Consider the following 14,588-nt stretch of genomic DNA (forward strand, 5'->3'; position numbering starts at 1 on the left):
TTAGCGCGCTTTGGCAGGATTTGCGACCGCTCAGCTGGGGGGAAGGCGCCAGTTTCCCGTCTCCATCCAGCGCAGCAGCGGCTTGAGCGGCGTGATCCAGACAATGCCGAGCACGACATAGATCACCATCTGGATGAGGATCGGCAAGGCGCCAATCTGACTCGAGAAGCTGGCGACGAGCACCACCCAGACGAGGATCAGCAGCAGGATCGTGATCGCCCCCGCGGGCTTGCGCCAGCTGGCCTTCACTTCTCCGCGTGCCACAACATGCCCTCCTCGGTGATGATCGCGTGCAGGGGCACGTCCCAGATATCGGCGGGAATGGCAGGAACCTCCTGGACCGACCAGGCAATTCCGACCCGCCATGCCTCCTCGTAGCGCGCAAAGGCGCGATCGTAATGGCCGGCGCCCTGGCCGAGGCGGTTGAGCCGACGATCGAACCCGACCAGCGGAGTCAGGATGATGTCGGGCGCAACTTCCGGGCTCGCCGGATCGGGCTGGCGAAGATTGAATGGACCCGCGACGAGCGGCTCGCCGAGCTGCCAGGCAAGGAAACGAATCGGCGCGGCGCGATCGACCACGAAGGGCAGTGCCAGCGCGCAGCCCGCTGCCGCGGCGGCCGCGGCAAGCTGGGTGGGATCCGCCTCGCTGCCCACCGGGCAATAAGTCGCGACCGTCTTGCCGGGACGAAGGCGCGCGACGAAAGCACCGGGCGCGAGGATCGCGGTCGACGATTGTGCGGCGAAGCCGTCGCGATCGGCACGGAGCCTGGCGCGGAGCGCGGGCTTGTCGAGGATCATAAGGGAAGAATGCGGTGGCGGGACCGCCATGGCCGTTTGCCAAAATATCCTCTGACGCCTGGTACGTCAGGTGGGAACCATGTGCCACAGACCTGGATCTGCACAGGGACAGCTCCCATGGATGATGAATAGCCTCAGGGATATGCCTAGGCTCGTACCGGGCAGTTCCCGCCACGGAGTCATTTAGGGTGGCGGAGGGGCGGACGCAACGGGAGTTTGCCATTTTCGTCATCCCGGCGAACGCCGGGACCTCGTGCCGCAGGCGGTCCGCTTGCCGCCTGAGATCCCGGCGTTCGCCGGGATGACGTCAGGCCTCGGCGGCGTCCTCTTCCAGCGCCGCGGCCACCGCCTCGAGCCGGTCGGCGATGCGTTCGAGCAACACCGGCGAGACGCCCTGCGGCGGATTGCGCTGCACTTCGTCGACCAGATCGGCAAGGATCAGCGAGAGATAGACCAGCGTGCGCTCGGCGTTGAGCCCGCCCGAGGCGCGGTGCGCGGTCTCCGCGTGCTTCTGCAGGATCGATTCGAGATGGCGCAGGTGCGGCTCGTCGCCGTCGCGCGCGGCGACCGAATAGCTGCGGCCAGCAATGGAGATGTCGATATCGGCCATCAGTCGGCGACGCTCTGGCTCTCGCGCGCAATCAGCACGTCGAGCGAAGCCACCGCCTCCTCGATGCGGCTGCGCAGCTTGGTGTGGCGGCTGGCGAGACGCGCGGTGGCATAGGCGCGCGCCGCCGCCGCCGTCTCGATCCGTGCGAGTGCCTGTTCGATACGATCTTCCGGGCTTGCTGCCATCCGCGTGGATTAGGCAGCGCGAGCCGACGCGGCAAGGTCGATGAGGCGAACCGTCTGTCGTTTTCTCAGCGGGGGCAACTGCCTCGCGAAACCCGGCGCAGCGGTTGACGCGCGGGCGTGTGCGTCCCAAAGGCGTCCGCGACCAGCAGGGGAGTCCAGGTGACCGTTTCCTTCAGCGATTGCGCCAATGCGATCCGCGCCCTTTCGATGGACGCGGTCGAGGCCGCCAATTCGGGCCACCCCGGCATGCCGATGGGGATGGCCGACGTCGCCACCGTGCTGTTCCAGCGCTATTTGAAATTCGATCCGGCCGACCCCAAATGGCCCGATCGCGATCGCTTCGTGCTGTCGGCCGGCCATGGATCGATGCTGCTCTATTCGCTGCTCCATCTGACCGGCTATGCGCGGCCGACACTCGACGACATCAAGCGCTTCCGTCAGGTCGGCAGCCCGTGCGCGGGGCATCCCGAGAATTTCGAGCTTCCGGGCATCGAGGCGACCACCGGTCCGCTCGGCCAGGGCCTGGCGATGGCGGTGGGCATGGCGATCGCCGAGCGCCATCTCAACGGCGTGTTCGGCAACGATCTGGTCGATCACCGCACCTGGGTGGTCGCCGGCGACGGCTGCCTGATGGAAGGCATCAACCACGAGGCGATCGGGCTTGCCGGGCATCTCAAGCTCGATCGGCTGATCGTGCTGTGGGATGACAACAAGATCACCATCGATGGATCGGTATCGCTGTCTTCGAGCGAGGACATTCCGGCGCGCTACGAGGCGACCGGCTGGTACGTCACCGAATGCGACGGGCATGACGAGGACAGCATCGTCGCGGCGTTCGAGGAAGCGCTCGACGAGGACCGCCCGGTGCTGATCCGCTGCCGGACGATCATCGGCAAGGGCGCGCCGAACAAGCAGGGCACTTCGAAGGTGCACGGCGCCGCGCTCGGCAAGGACGAAGTTGCCGCGGCACGCGAGACTTTGGGCTGGCACCACCCGGCGTTCGAGATCCCCGGCGACATCCGCGAGGCGTGGCTCGCCGCAGGCAAGCGCGGTGCCAGGCCGCATGCCGAGTGGCAGGCGCGGCTCGCGGCGCATCCCGACCGGGTCGGCTGGGAGGCGCGCGGAGAGGTGCCGGCGGACCTGCTCAAGCCCTATGTCGCGCAATTGCTCGCCAACCCGCAAAAGGTCGCGACCCGCAAGGCGTCCGAAATGGCCCTCGAGGAGATCAACACACTGCTGCCCGAGACGATCGGCGGCTCGGCCGACCTGACCGGCTCGAATAATACGCTGACGAAGAACCTCGTGGCGCTGACCGCGGGCACCTATGAGGGGCGTTACCTTTATTACGGCATCCGCGAGTTCGGCATGGCGGCGGCGATGAACGGGATGGCGCTGCACGGCGGGGTGATTCCCTACGGCGGCACCTTCCTCGTCTTCTCAGACTATGCCCGCGGCGCGATCCGGCTGTCGGCGCTCCAGCAGACGCGTGTCGTCTATGTGATGACGCACGATTCGATCGGGCTGGGCGAAGACGGCCCGACGCATCAGCCGATCGAGCATCTGATGAGCCTGCGCCTCATCCCCAATCTGCATGTCTATCGTCCGTGCGACACAGTCGAGACCGCCGAGTGCTGGGAACTGGCGCTGTCGCGGACCGATGGCCCGGCGCTGCTCGCGCTCAGCCGCCAGAATTTGCCGCAGCTGCGCACCGAAGCGGTCGAGAATCGCTGCGCGCGCGGCGGCTATGCGCTGTTCGAGGCTGAGGCGCCGCGCAAGGTGGTGGTGATCGCCACGGGTTCGGAAGTCGAGGTCGCCGTCGCGGTGCGCGAGGCGCTCGAGGCGCAGGGGATCGGCGCCGACGTCGTGTCGATGCCGAGCTTCGAGCATTTCGAGGCGCAGGATGCGCAGTACAGGAACGACGTGCTGCCGCGCGACGCGCTCAAGGTGTCGATCGAGGCGGGCGCCACCTTCGGTTGGGAGCGCTACACCGGCACCGACGGGCTACGTTTTGGTGTCGATGTATTCGGCGCCTCGGGCCCTTATCTCGGGCTATACGAGCATTACGGGCTCACCGCAGGGAACATCGTCCCGCGGATCATCGCCAGGTTGAACGGAGAACAGGCATGACGAAGGTTGCGATCAACGGTTTTGGGCGCATCGGACGGCTGGTCGCGCGCGCGATCCTCGAGCGTCCAGAGAGCGGGCTCGAGCTGGTGACGATCAACGACCTCGCCGACGCCAAGTCCAACGCGTGGCTGTTCAGCCGCGACAGCGTTCACGGCAAATATCCGGGCACGGTCTCGGCCGACGGTGACGACCTCGTCATCGACGGCAAGCGCGTCAAGGTGACCAAGGAGAAGGATCCGGCGAACCTTCCCCACGCCGAGAACGGCGTCGAGCTGGTGCTCGAATGCACCGGCTTCTTCACCGATCGCGCATCGGCGCAGAAGCACATCGACGCCGGCGCCAAGAAGGTGCTGATCTCGGCGCCAGGCAAGAATGTCGACCTGACCGTTGTGTTCGGGGTCAACCATGACAAGCTCGAGGCCGGGCACACGATCGTCTCGAACGCTTCCTGCACCACCAATTGCCTCGCGCCGGTCGCCAAGGTGCTCAACGACGCAATCGGCATCGAGCGCGGGCTGATGACCACCGTCCACGCCTACACCAACGACCAGAAGATCCTCGATCAGATCCACCCGGACCTGCGTCGCGCCCGCGCCGCGGCGATGAACATCATCCCGACCACCACCGGTGCCGCCCGCGCGGTGGGCGAAGTGCTTCCCGAACTGAAGGGCAAGCTCGACGGCTCGGCGATCCGCGTGCCGGTGCCCGACGGCAGCCTCGTCGACCTGACCTTCACGCCGGCGCGCGACGTGACCCGCGACGAAGTCAACGCGATCCTCAAAAAGGCGTCGGAAGAGGGACCACTCAAGGGCATCCTCGTTTATTCGGACGAGCCGCTGGTCTCGATCGACATCGTCCACACCCCGGCTTCGTCGACCGTCGACAGCCTCGAGACCGCAGTGATCGACGGCAAGCTGGTTCGCGTGGTCAGCTGGTACGACAATGAATGGGGCTTCTCGAACCGGATGGTCGATACTGCGACTGCCATGGCGAAGCTGGGTTAACACAAACAGCTGCTCACCCTCACCCTTCCACGGCTTCGCCGCCCCTTCCCTCTCCCGACGGGAGAGGGAAGGGGCCCGCTGCCGAAGGCAGTGGGAAGGGTGAGGGCGACGGAGTTCTAAAATGGCGCGCAACTTCAAGACGCTCGACGATCTGGGCGATGTCACCGGCAAGCGCGTGCTCGTTCGCGAGGACCTCAACGTGCCGATGGCCGACGGCGCGGTGACCGACGACACACGGTTGCGCGCCGCGGTGCAGACCGTTGCCGAACTTTCGGACAAGGGCGCCAAGGTCATCGTGCTCGCGCATTTCGGGCGTCCCAAGGGCCAGCGCGATCCGGGCATGAGCCTCGCCTTGGTCACCGGGCCGTTCGAAGCCGTGCTGGGCCGCCCGGTGCGCTTCATCGACGACCAGCAGGCCGCCGACGTCATTGCTACGATGGCCGACGGCGAAGTCGGCATCCTCGAGAATACCCGCTTCGATACCGGCGAGGAGAAGAACGCGTCCGAGACGGTCGCGCGGCTCGCCGCGCTGGGCGATCTCTATGTCAACGACGCCTTCTCCGCCGCGCACCGCGCCCATGCTTCGACCGAAGGGCTGGCGCATAAACTTCCCGCCTTTGCGGGCCGTCAGATGGAGGCCGAGCTCGACGCGCTCGACAAGGCGCTCGGCAGCCCAGAGCATCCGGTTGCGGCGGTGGTCGGCGGCGCCAAGGTCTCGTCCAAGCTCGACGTGCTGCGGCATCTGGTCGAGAAGGTCGATCACCTGATCATCGGCGGCGGCATGGCCAACACCTTCCTCGCCGCGCGCGGCGTGAATGTCGGCAAGTCGCTGTGCGAGCATGATTTGACCGGCACCGCCGAGGAGATCCTCGACGCGGCCGACAAGGCGAAGTGCATCGTGCATCTGCCCTATGATGTAGTGGTGGCAAAGGAATTCCGCGCCAATCCGCCGGTGCGCACGGTCAATGTCCACGAGGTTGCGGAGGACGAAATGATCCTCGACGTCGGCCCCGCCGCGACCGAGGCGCTGGCCGACGTGCTCAAGAATTGCCGAACCCTGGTGTGGAACGGCCCGCTGGGCGCGTTCGAGACGCCGCCGTTCGACACCGCCACCGTAGCGCTGGCGAAGACCGCGGCGGCGTTGACCAAAGAAGGCTCGCTGGTCTCGGTCGCGGGGGGCGGGGACACCGTTGCCGCGCTGAACCAGGCTGGAGTGGCAGACGACTTCAGTTTCGTTTCGACCGCGGGCGGTGCGTTCCTCGAATGGATGGAAGGCAAGGAACTGCCGGGGGTCGCCGCGCTGGCGCGCTGACTATTGGATCGGCCCGGGCGCTTTCTCGCGCAGCAGCGGCACGAGTTCCTGATTGAGCGTGTCGAGGGTGAAGGCGCCTGCCTTCGCGTAGCGGACCTTGCCCGATCGATCGATGATGTAGTTAGTCGGCACCGCTCCACCGATGGGGGCGTAGGGGCCTTTGATTTTCTTTGCTGGCGCGATCTTCAGCCGCTCGAACAACGGCCTGAGCTTGAAGAGCGGCACCGATCCTTCGGTTGTCACGGCATAAACCCGCAGCCCATGACGCTTCTGAAGCTGGTAATAAGTGTCGAGGGTCGGAAGCTCGGTCCGGCAAGGAATGCACCACGTCGCCCAGAAGTTGAGGACGATCACATCGCCTCGCATCCCGGCGAGATTTACCTTGGTGCCATCGAGGAGGGTGAGTTCCGCGTCCGGTGCGATCTCGCCGATGACGGGCTTCTTGCTGACTCCAGCACCGATGAGGGCCAGCGGCAGCAGCAACAGACAGAAGAGGCGCAAACAATGCCCGGCAAGTCGATCCATCGTCCTGTTCCCCCTTCGCGCGATCCTGATGCTGCAAGGGCATCCGGTCAATCGCGCAAGTCACGGAAAAATCGGCCATGCGTGCCCGGCGAGATCGCGAAAACAACCGAGAAGCTGGCCGGGCGCACCGAAAGCAACGCCGGGGCCCCGGTGCATTGATCGCTCGATCGGGGCAGCTTGGCGCCGGGGGGACCCGTTCCGGCGCGTCGCGGATACAGACTTCTCTGGTCAGCGTTGTCAGTGGTTTCCGCTGGTTGTGCGGTGCGGTAGGGACCGCTGCACGAGGCAACGAATCAAGGGGAAGTCATGAGCATCACGCCCGCAGTCCGCGCCATTCTCGCGAACTACGAGTCCGACAATCCCGGGGTCAAAGCCAATCTCGCCCGCATCCTGATGCAGGGGCGGCTCGGTGGCACGGGCAAGCTGATCATCCTGCCGGTCGATCAGGGTTTCGAGCACGGCCCGGCGCGCAGCTTCGCGGTCAATCCCGACGCCTATGACCCGCATTACCATTATCAGCTGGCGATCGATGCGGGGCTTTCGGCCTATGCCGCGCCGCTTGGCATGATCGAGGCGGGCGCCGACACCTTTGCCGGCCAGATCCCGACGATCCTCAAGGTCAACAGCTCGAACAGCTGGGCCACGGGCGTCAACCAGGCAATCACCGGCGGCGTCGACGACGCGCTGCGGCTCGGCTGCTCGGCGATCGGCTTCACCATCTATCCGGGCGCGGACGATGTGTTCGACATGATCGAAGAGATCCGGGAGCTCTCCGCCGAGGCCAAATCGGTGGGCATCGCGACGGTGATCTGGTCGTACCCGCGCGGCGGCAACCTCTCCAGGGAAGGCGAGCTGGCGCTCGACGTCGGCGCCTATGCCGCGCACATGGCGGCTTTGCTGGGTGCGCACATCATCAAGGTCAAGCTGCCGAGCGCGCATATCGAGCAGAAGGACGCCGTGAAGGCCTATGAAGGCGCCGACTGGTCGGCACAGTCCGATCGGGTGAAGCATGTCGTGAAGAGCTGCTTCAACGGCCGGCGCATCGTCGTCTTTTCGGGTGGTGCGGCCAAGGGCGAGGACGCAGTCTATCAGGACGCGCGCGACATCCGCGACGGCGGCGGCAACGGCTCGATCATCGGGCGTAACACCTTCCAGCGCAAGCGCGAGGACGCGATCGCGATGCTCGACAAGCTGATGCGCATCTACAAGGGCGAGGAATGATCCGCGCGTGAGCCCGAGCGAACACTCCTATCATCGCAGCCTTGCGCCGATGATGTGGGTGTTCTTCGGGCTCGCCTGCACCGAGCTGGCGGTAGTGCATTTTCTGGTGGCGTTGTGGGACTGGCGCGTCGCGCTGGTGCTGTCGCTGATCAGCCTTTCGGGAATCGCCTGGCTGGTTGTCGTGATCGCGTCGTTTCGGCGGCTGCCGGTGATCATCGGCGACGGCGAGGTTCTTTGGCACGCCGGACGGCTGCGTTCGGTGCGCGTGCCGTTTGACGAGATCGCCGCGATCCGCATGCAATCGGATGCCGGGGAGGTGAAAGGACGCGACGTGCTCAATCTCGCGCTCATCGCCTATCCGAACGTGATGATCGAACTGCGTCATCCGCTGAACGGACGGCGACCGATCCGCCGGGTGGCACATCGTTTCGACGATCCCGCGGCGTTCCAGAGCGCGCTTCGAGCTGCTATCGATACGACTGACAGGGAGGTCGCCGCATCATGAGCAGCAATTTCGGGCGTCGGCCGGTGCTCGCCGGGCTCGGGCTCGCGCTGATCGGCACGCAGGCACTGGCAAAGGGGAAGAAGATGGAAGACCAGGTGCCGTTCGGGATGATCGGCAAGATGAAGGCGCAGCCTGGCAAGCGCGCTGAACTGATCGCGATCCTCGGCTCGGGCACCGGCGCGATGCCGGGCTGCCGCGCCTATCTAATCGCGGAGGACGCCAAGGACCCCGACGCAATCTGGATCACCGAAATTTGGGACGATGCGCCCAGCCACAAGGCGTCGCTGCAATTGCCGGCAGTGCGCGATGCGATCACGAGGGGGCGGCCGCTGATCGCGGGGTTCGAATTGAGTGTCGAGACCCGCCCGGTCGAGGCGGCGAGTTTCTGGAAGCGGAGCTAGTGATGCCGGGCCCGACGATGCAAGCAGTGGATGCCTATATTGTCGGCAAGCTGTTGACGCCCGATCCGGCGCTCGACGCGGCATTGGAACGAAATACCTCGGCAGGCCTGCCGGCAATCGACGTGTCCGCCGCGCAAGGCAAAATGCTCCATTTGCTCGCGCGCATGGCGGGTGCGCGACGTATCCTCGAGGTGGGCACGCTGGGCGGCTATTCGACGATCTGGCTGGCCCGCGCGCTGCCGCCGGGCGGACAATTGGTCACGCTGGAGCTGGATCCGCACCACGCGGAGACCGCACGCGCCAATATCGCCGCGGCGGGACTGGCGGATCGCGTCGATGTCCGGATCGGTCCGGCCAGCGACACGCTCGATGCAATGATCGCCGCCAAGGAAGCGCCGTTCGATCTGGTGTTCATCGACGCCGACAAGGAAGGGAATGTCGTCTATCTGAAGGCAGCGCTGGCGCTGGCGCGCCCTGGCACCACGATCCTCGTCGACAATGTGGTCCGCGAGGGCGGCGTGCTGGATGCCGCGAGCGACGACCCGATGATCCTTGGCACGCGCGCGTTGTTCGATGCCGTGGCGGGCGAACCTCGACTCGATGCCACGGCGGTACAGACCGTCGGCGCGAAGCCTTGGGACGGGTTTCTGCTCGCTATCGTCAACGGATGAGCGACTGGCCGATCATCGATTTGAGCGTCTGCGCGTCGTGGATGGCGTGGGCGTCGATGTCGTTGTTGAAATAAGCCCAGACGGTTCGGCCGGCGCGCGCCTGATCGAGCATCCAGTCGGCCCAGACGAGCAGGCGTTCGTCCGGATAGCGACCCCAATATTTGCCTTGGCCGCCATGGAAGCGGACATAGGCCGCCGGGCCGATCGCGATCCGTGGGCTCTCCCGCCCGGGCATGTCGTGCGCGCAGAAGCTCGCGCCGTAGCGATCGAGCAGCGCGAAAACTGCGTCGGTGTACCAGCTTTCGTCGCGGAATTCGAAGATGTTGAGCACGTCCTTTGGAATCAGGTGCAAGAAGCTTTCGAGCCGTTCGAGGTTGAGGCGGAAGCGGGGCGGGAGCTGGTAAAGGATCGGACCGAGCACCGGCTGCAAATGCCGGAAGGGCGTCATCATCCGCTGTAGCGGCTCTTCGCAATCCTTGAGCTTCTTGGCTTGGGTGAGGAAGCGATTGGCCTTCACGGCATAGCAGAAACCCGGCGGCGCCTGATCGCGCCACGCCTCGAAAGTCTCGGCCTTGGGCAGGCGATAGAAGCTGTTGTTGATCTCGACCGTGTCGAAATGCTCGGCGTAGAAGGCGAACCAGTTCTTGACCGCCAGCTTCTCGGGGTAGAAGCGGCCACGCCAATGGGCATAGATCCAGCCCGAACAACCGATGCGGATATCCGCAAACCCGGAGCTTGCCATGAACGATCCCGAAGGTGATTTCGACGCCGACAACGCGCTGGAAGGCTTCGCGGATCAATTCGTTCGCGACAGCCGGCGGCCGAAGTGCCAACTCTATCTGGTCTCGCCGCTCGACGTAAGCGGCGGGTTCGCTGATCGGCTGGCGCGGGCGCTCGATGCGGGGCCGGTGGCGGCGTTCCAGTTCCGGGTGAAGGACATCGATCAGCACGAGGCGGCGCGGCTGGCCGAGCCGCTCCAGCGGATCTGCGGCGACCGCGACGTGGCATTCCTGATCAACGACAGCATCAGTCTCGCCAAGCGGCTGGGTGCCGACGGAGTGCATCTGGGGCAGGAGGACGGCGATCCGCGTGAGGCGCGTGCAGCGCTCGGGCCTTCGGCGCAGATCGGAGTGACGGTGCATGACAGCCGTCATCTCGCGATGGAGGCCGGGGAGGCCGGGGCCGATTATGTCGCGTTCGGAGCCTTTTATCCGACCGTCACCAAGGAAGTGCGGCACCATGCGGAGCCCGCGCTCCTGAGCTGGTGGACGACGCTATTCGAGATGCCTTGCGTCGCGATCGGCGGGATTACGCCTGGAAATGCGCGGCCGCTGATCCAGGCGGGGGCAGATTTCATTGCCGTTTCCGGGGCGGTCTGGGGAGGCGACGAGGCAGCAATGGTCAAGGCGTTCGAGGCCGTGCTCGCCGGCTAGGCCGGAAACAACGCGCCAGGCGTTCGTTCTTCCGACCAACCCATGTTGGTCAGGAGCTTGTCTTTGCGTAAAAAATTGCTTGTCGCTGCGGGCATTGCCGCGATCGCCATCGCGCCGCTTGCAGCCGCGCCCGAGCCCGCGGCACCGAAAGGCAAGCCGCCGATCGACTGGACGATCATGCATGCCCAGGTGATCCTCGACTCGCTCGGCTTCTCGCCCGGGATCGTAGACGGACGCGACGGGCAATCGCTGACCGCGGCATTGAAGGCGTTCCAGCTGACCCGGGGGCTGAAAACCAGCGGCGAGCTCGATCGCGCGACGCTGGGCGCGTTGCACGAATATCGCGCCCGCCGCCCGACCACACGAGTGACGCTCGACCCGGCGATGCTGCAGGGGCCATTCTTCAATCCGCTGCCCAAGGATCCGGAGGCACAGGCGAAATTGCCGACGCTCGGTTATACCCGGCCGCTCGAGAAATTGGCTGAGATGTTCCACACCACGCCCGAGATACTCGTCGAACTCAATCCCGGTGGCGGGGAGATCGCGCCAGGCCGGGCGTTCTTCTTCCCCAACGTCCTACCCGAATCGCGCGACTATCCGCTCGATATCAAGCCCGAATGGCGGCAGACGTTGACCGATCTAAACGTCGGTGCGCGCCAGCCGACGGGCGATCATGTCGTGGTCGACAAGTCGGAGAAGGTGCTCAAGGTGTTCGACGCCGATGACAAGCTCGTGGCGCAGTTCAGCGCATCGATGGGGAGCCAGCACGATCCGCTTCCGATCGGGACGTGGAAGATCAACGTCGTCGATACCAACCCCAAATTCCACTTCAACCCGGACCTGTTCTGGGATGCCAAGCCGGGCGACGAGAAGACGCTGCTGCCGGCCGGACCCAACGGGCCGGTAGGCGTGGTGTGGCTCGATCTCTCCAAGGAGCATTACGGCATCCACGGCACTCCGGAGCCGCAGAATATCGGCCGCACCCAGAGCCACGGCTGCATCCGGCTGGCGAACTGGGATGCGGCCCGGCTCGCGCTGATGATCAAGCCCGGCGCCGAAGTGGTGTTCCAGGAGTAGCACCGTGCTAAAGCGGCTGACGATGGGAGTGGGGCTGATCTTGCTTCTGGCGTTGGCCGGGCTGGCTTCGATGATCCGCATCGTGCCGGGAGGCCCGGCCGTGCCCGCTGCACGGCCCGTGGGGCAGAACGAGGCGCCAGTGATTCCCGGCGGTACCTGGCAGCACCCGATGCTGACCGTGCCGGTGCAGGGAGTTTCGCGCGTGCAGATCGTCGATACCTGGGGCCAGGCGCGCGCGAACGGCGCGCGGACGCATCAGGCGGCCGACATCCTCGCGCCGGGCGGAACGCCGGTGATCGCCGCCGCGCCGGGGGTGGTCGAGAAGCTGTTCTACAGCGAAGGCGGCGGCGGAATCGCCCTCTACGTGCGTTCGCCCGATCGGCAGTGGAGCTATTATTATGCGCATCTCCAGCGCTACGCACCCGGCGTGGTGGAGGGCATGCAAGTGAAGGCCGGCGATTTGCTCGGCTATGTCGGCGACACCGGCAATGCGGGAGCGGGCAATTATCACCTGCATTTCGCGCTGTCGCACATGCAGCCGGCCGAGAGCTGGTGGAAGGGCCAGCCGGTCAATCCCTATCCGCTGCTTGCCGGACGCCGGGCCGCCCCCTAACCTGCGGGCTTCCGCAGAACAGGTGCGCGATGCAAGGCGGCTGCAATTGCCGGTATATTCGCTTCCGGATGACATCGGCGCCGATCTTCGTGAACGGGTGCCACTGCCGTGTCTGCCAGCGTGAGACCGGGTCGGCATTCGCGATCAATGCGATGATCGAGGCGGATCGCGTGGTTATGCTGACCGAAGGCGAGCCCGAAATTTTCGTCTCGCAGGTCGGCAGCGTTCCCGCCACGACTTGCGCGCGCTGTCCGCGTTGCGGGGTGTCGCTGTGGGGGACGCACCCCGATTTCGGCGAAGCCATCCGCTTCGTCCGGGGCGGCACGCTCGACGAGCGGATCATTCCCGACGCGCATTTCTTCACGGTGACGCGGCATCCCTTGGTCGAAGTTCCCGAGCGCGTACCGAGCTTTCCAGGGCTGCCCAGACCCGATGATCCGCCCTTGTGAGATGCAGAGGCGACGGCGCGGATCGACGCGGCCCTGGCCGCGCGCTTGCCCGAAGCGTGATGCATCGCTAAAGGCGCGCCTTCGCTCTTTCTCAGCTTACAGGTCTCGATCCATGAAGATCAGCGGCGTGGACATCCGTCCCGGCAACATCATCGAATATGAAGGCGGCATCTGGCGCGCCGTCAAGATTCAGCACACCCAGCCCGGCAAGGGTGGGGCGTACATGCAGGTCGAGATGAAGAACCTCATCGACGGCCGCAAGAACAACGTCCGCTTCCGCTCGGCGGAGACGGTCGAGCGCGTGCGCCTCGACACCACCGACTTCCAGTTCCTGTTCCGTGACGGCGATGCGCTGACGTTCATGGACAAGGTGAATTACGAGCAGATCACCCTCGACGCGGGTATCCTCGGCGACGCCGCCGCGTTTCTGCAGGATGGCATGGACGTGGTGATGGAGCTTTACGACGAGCGCCCGATCTCGGTGCAACTGCCCGATACGATCGAAGCGACGATCGTCGAGGCCGATGCCGTGGTAAAGGGCCAGACCGCCTCGTCGTCGTACAAGCCGGCGGTGCTCGAGAACGGCGTCCGCGTGATGGTCCCGCCGCATATCGCCGCGGGAACCCGGATCGTAGTGGACGTGTACGAGCAGACCTACGTCCGCAGGGCGGACTAAAAGCCCTCTCCCTTTGGGAGAGGGTTGGGTGAGGGTGGCCTTGCGTCGTCTTCACCTTCACCCTCCCATCGCGACGCGATGGGCCCCTCCCTCTCCCGATGGGAGAGGGGTTTTGGAGCAGTCTCTTGGTTTCCCATTCCGGCATCATCACCGTCATCGAGCGCGCCGTCCGCAAGGCGGGGCCGCGGCTGCGGCGCGACTTCAACGAGGTCCAGCACCTCCAGGTGAGCCGCAAGGGGCCGGCCGACTTCGTCAGCGTCGCCGACCGACGCGCCGAGGACACGCTGATCGAGGAACTCCAGAAGGCGCGGCCCGATTGGGGCTTCCTCGTCGAGGAGCGCGGCGAGATCGCCGGCGATCCCGACAAGCCGCGCTGGATCATCGATCCGCTCGACGGCACCAGCAACTTCCTCCATGGCATCCCGCATTTCTGCATGTCGATCGCGGTGGAAGATCCGCACGGCGCGCAGGGCAAGCCCGAGATCACCCACGGCTATATCTACCAGCCGATCACCGACGAGAGCTTCTGGGCCGAAAAGGGCCGGGGGGCATGGCTGCAGGACCAGCGTCTGCGCGTCTCGGCACGGCGTGACCTCTCCGATGCGCTGATCGCGACCGGCATCCCGTTCCTTGGCCATGGCGACTTCGTCGAATGGAGTCGCATCTTTGGTGCGGTTGCGCCCGAAGTCGCGGGGATCCGCCGGTTCGGCGCCGCGGCGCTCGATATGGCATGGGTCGCAGCGGGGCGGTTCGATGGCTTTTGGGAATCGAATCTCCAGCCGTGGGACGTCGCCGCGGGGATGCTGCTGGTCAGGGAAGCCGGCGGCTATGTCACCGACTTCCGCGGACAGGACATGCCGCGCGAGCGCAACCAATATCTGGCGGCAAACGACGTGCTGCATTCGAAGCTGCACAAGCTCGTCGCGAGTTCACTGCGGAACAAGTGAGCTGGCCGCCATTCGGGCAAACGCCGGGATCC

General features: G+C 65.5%; 19 protein-coding genes. 13 read left to right on the forward strand and 6 right to left on the reverse strand.

Features of this window, described 5'->3' with window-relative positions:
* Positions 1-30 precede the first annotated feature (30 nt).
* From CVN68_RS04250 to CVN68_RS04265, 4 genes are all read right to left on the reverse strand, one after another.
* The gene (locus CVN68_RS04250; RefSeq protein ID WP_199560337.1) at positions 31-264 is read right to left on the reverse strand and encodes a DUF2842 domain-containing protein; all 234 of its coding nucleotides are present in this window, start codon (positions 262-264) and stop codon (positions 31-33) included.
* Positions 246-800, reverse strand: a complete 555-nt coding sequence (locus CVN68_RS04255; protein WP_199560212.1) for a 5-formyltetrahydrofolate cyclo-ligase — start codon at positions 798-800, stop codon at positions 246-248. Before CVN68_RS04255 ends, CVN68_RS04250 begins: the two co-directional genes overlap by 19 nt.
* 307 nt (positions 801-1,107) lie before the next feature.
* Complete coding sequence (locus CVN68_RS04260; protein ID WP_100281097.1) at positions 1,108-1,410, reverse strand: cell division protein ZapA; 303 nt, start codon at positions 1,408-1,410, stop codon at positions 1,108-1,110.
* Positions 1,410-1,595 carry a hypothetical protein gene (locus CVN68_RS04265; protein WP_100281098.1) on the reverse strand — a complete coding sequence of 62 codons (186 nt, stop codon included), beginning with the start codon at positions 1,593-1,595 and terminating at the stop codon, positions 1,410-1,412. Before CVN68_RS04265 ends, CVN68_RS04260 begins: the two co-directional genes overlap by 1 nt.
* A 159-nt stretch (positions 1,596-1,754) precedes the next feature.
* Here CVN68_RS04265 and tkt point away from each other — a divergent pair, with 159 nt between their 5' ends.
* From tkt to CVN68_RS04280, 3 genes are all read left to right on the forward strand, one after another.
* Entirely contained in the window at positions 1,755-3,722 is a 1,968-nt protein-coding gene (gene tkt, locus CVN68_RS04270) for a transketolase (protein WP_100281099.1), read from the forward strand.
* On the forward strand, positions 3,719-4,726 hold the full coding sequence (gene gap / locus CVN68_RS04275; RefSeq protein WP_100281100.1) for a type I glyceraldehyde-3-phosphate dehydrogenase: 1,008 nt from the start codon (positions 3,719-3,721) through the stop codon (positions 4,724-4,726). The genes tkt and gap overlap by 4 nt, the downstream gene beginning before the upstream one ends.
* 121 nt (positions 4,727-4,847) lie before the next feature.
* On the forward strand, positions 4,848-6,038 hold the full coding sequence (locus tag CVN68_RS04280) for a phosphoglycerate kinase (RefSeq protein ID WP_100281101.1): 1,191 nt from the start codon (positions 4,848-4,850) through the stop codon (positions 6,036-6,038).
* On the opposite strand, the gene CVN68_RS04285 is transcribed toward CVN68_RS04280, so the two are convergent.
* Positions 6,039-6,563, reverse strand: coding sequence for a TlpA family protein disulfide reductase (locus CVN68_RS04285; protein ID WP_100281102.1), 525 nt, complete (start codon positions 6,561-6,563; stop codon positions 6,039-6,041). It abuts the gene before it with no gap.
* Between the two features lie 306 nt (positions 6,564-6,869).
* Here CVN68_RS04285 and CVN68_RS04290 point away from each other — a divergent pair, with 306 nt between their 5' ends.
* The 4 genes from CVN68_RS04290 to CVN68_RS04305 are packed head-to-tail and all read left to right on the forward strand — an operon-like array spanning position 6,870 to position 9,361.
* On the forward strand, positions 6,870-7,784 hold the full coding sequence (locus CVN68_RS04290; protein ID WP_100281103.1) for a class I fructose-bisphosphate aldolase: 915 nt from the start codon (positions 6,870-6,872) through the stop codon (positions 7,782-7,784).
* 52 nt (positions 7,785-7,836) lie between these two features.
* On the forward strand, positions 7,837-8,289 hold the full coding sequence (locus tag CVN68_RS04295; RefSeq protein ID WP_233503579.1) for a hypothetical protein: 453 nt from the start codon (positions 7,837-7,839) through the stop codon (positions 8,287-8,289).
* Positions 8,286-8,690 carry a putative quinol monooxygenase gene (locus CVN68_RS04300; protein ID WP_100281105.1) on the forward strand — a complete coding sequence of 135 codons (405 nt, stop codon included), beginning with the start codon at positions 8,286-8,288 and terminating at the stop codon, positions 8,688-8,690. Before CVN68_RS04295 ends, CVN68_RS04300 begins: the two co-directional genes overlap by 4 nt.
* 2 nt (positions 8,691-8,692) lie before the next feature.
* A complete protein-coding gene (locus CVN68_RS04305; protein ID WP_100281106.1) occupies positions 8,693-9,361 on the forward strand; it encodes an O-methyltransferase in 669 nt (222 codons plus the stop codon).
* Here CVN68_RS04305 and CVN68_RS04310 read toward each other — a convergent pair.
* Positions 9,351-10,103, reverse strand: coding sequence for a DUF72 domain-containing protein (locus tag CVN68_RS04310; RefSeq protein WP_100281107.1), 753 nt, complete (start codon positions 10,101-10,103; stop codon positions 9,351-9,353). The two genes, CVN68_RS04305 and CVN68_RS04310, sit on opposite strands and share 11 nt — an antisense overlap.
* Between CVN68_RS04310 and thiE the strand changes: the two genes are divergently transcribed.
* From thiE to CVN68_RS04340, 6 genes are all read left to right on the forward strand, one after another.
* Positions 10,102-10,794, forward strand: coding sequence for a thiamine phosphate synthase (thiE, locus tag CVN68_RS04315; protein ID WP_100281108.1), 693 nt, complete (start codon positions 10,102-10,104; stop codon positions 10,792-10,794). The two genes, CVN68_RS04310 and thiE, sit on opposite strands and share 2 nt — an antisense overlap.
* A 63-nt stretch (positions 10,795-10,857) precedes the next feature.
* Positions 10,858-11,871 (forward strand): L,D-transpeptidase family protein, encoded by a 1,014-nt coding sequence (locus tag CVN68_RS04320; protein ID WP_233503580.1) that lies wholly within the window; start codon positions 10,858-10,860, stop codon positions 11,869-11,871.
* Between the two features lie 4 nt (positions 11,872-11,875).
* Positions 11,876-12,484 (forward strand): M23 family metallopeptidase, encoded by a 609-nt coding sequence (locus CVN68_RS04325; protein ID WP_233503581.1) that lies wholly within the window; start codon positions 11,876-11,878, stop codon positions 12,482-12,484.
* A 68-nt stretch (positions 12,485-12,552) separates the two neighbouring features.
* On the forward strand, positions 12,553-12,933 hold the full coding sequence (locus tag CVN68_RS04330; protein WP_158298734.1) for a GFA family protein: 381 nt from the start codon (positions 12,553-12,555) through the stop codon (positions 12,931-12,933).
* Between the two features lie 112 nt (positions 12,934-13,045).
* The gene (gene efp / locus CVN68_RS04335) at positions 13,046-13,609 is read left to right on the forward strand and encodes an elongation factor P (RefSeq protein WP_100281112.1); all 564 of its coding nucleotides are present in this window, start codon (positions 13,046-13,048) and stop codon (positions 13,607-13,609) included.
* 125 nt (positions 13,610-13,734) lie between these two features.
* Positions 13,735-14,556 carry an inositol monophosphatase family protein gene (locus CVN68_RS04340; RefSeq protein WP_100281113.1) on the forward strand — a complete coding sequence of 274 codons (822 nt, stop codon included), beginning with the start codon at positions 13,735-13,737 and terminating at the stop codon, positions 14,554-14,556.
* Positions 14,557-14,588 lie beyond the last annotated feature (32 nt).

This window comes from Sphingomonas psychrotolerans, assembly GCF_002796605.1.
In the GTDB taxonomy this organism is placed as follows: domain Bacteria; phylum Pseudomonadota; class Alphaproteobacteria; order Sphingomonadales; family Sphingomonadaceae; genus Sphingomonas; species Sphingomonas psychrotolerans.

Excerpts from the sequence above, each read along its gene's own strand:
- CVN68_RS04260 (WP_100281097.1), bottom strand. The coding sequence starts at position 1,410 with ATGGCCGATATCGACATCTCCATTGCTGGCCGCAGCTATTCGGTCGCC.
- thiE (WP_100281108.1), top strand. The coding sequence starts at position 10,102 with ATGAACGATCCCGAAGGTGATTTCGACGCCGACAACGCGCTGGAAGGC.
- CVN68_RS04300 (WP_100281105.1), top strand. The coding sequence starts at position 8,286 with ATGAGCAGCAATTTCGGGCGTCGGCCGGTGCTCGCCGGGCTCGGGCTC.
- CVN68_RS04280 (WP_100281101.1), top strand. The coding sequence starts at position 4,848 with ATGGCGCGCAACTTCAAGACGCTCGACGATCTGGGCGATGTCACCGGC.
- efp (WP_100281112.1), top strand. The coding sequence starts at position 13,046 with ATGAAGATCAGCGGCGTGGACATCCGTCCCGGCAACATCATCGAATAT.
- gap (WP_100281100.1), top strand. The coding sequence starts at position 3,719 with ATGACGAAGGTTGCGATCAACGGTTTTGGGCGCATCGGACGGCTGGTC.
- CVN68_RS04285 (WP_100281102.1), bottom strand. The coding sequence starts at position 6,563 with ATGGATCGACTTGCCGGGCATTGTTTGCGCCTCTTCTGTCTGTTGCTG.
- CVN68_RS04305 (WP_100281106.1), top strand. The coding sequence starts at position 8,693 with ATGCCGGGCCCGACGATGCAAGCAGTGGATGCCTATATTGTCGGCAAG.
- CVN68_RS04265 (WP_100281098.1), bottom strand. The coding sequence starts at position 1,595 with ATGGCAGCAAGCCCGGAAGATCGTATCGAACAGGCACTCGCACGGATC.
- CVN68_RS04255 (WP_199560212.1), bottom strand. The coding sequence starts at position 800 with ATGATCCTCGACAAGCCCGCGCTCCGCGCCAGGCTCCGTGCCGATCGC.
- CVN68_RS04290 (WP_100281103.1), top strand. The coding sequence starts at position 6,870 with ATGAGCATCACGCCCGCAGTCCGCGCCATTCTCGCGAACTACGAGTCC.
- CVN68_RS04310 (WP_100281107.1), bottom strand. The coding sequence starts at position 10,103 with ATGGCAAGCTCCGGGTTTGCGGATATCCGCATCGGTTGTTCGGGCTGG.
- CVN68_RS04330 (WP_158298734.1), top strand. The coding sequence starts at position 12,553 with ATGACATCGGCGCCGATCTTCGTGAACGGGTGCCACTGCCGTGTCTGC.
- CVN68_RS04295 (WP_233503579.1), top strand. The coding sequence starts at position 7,837 with ATGTGGGTGTTCTTCGGGCTCGCCTGCACCGAGCTGGCGGTAGTGCAT.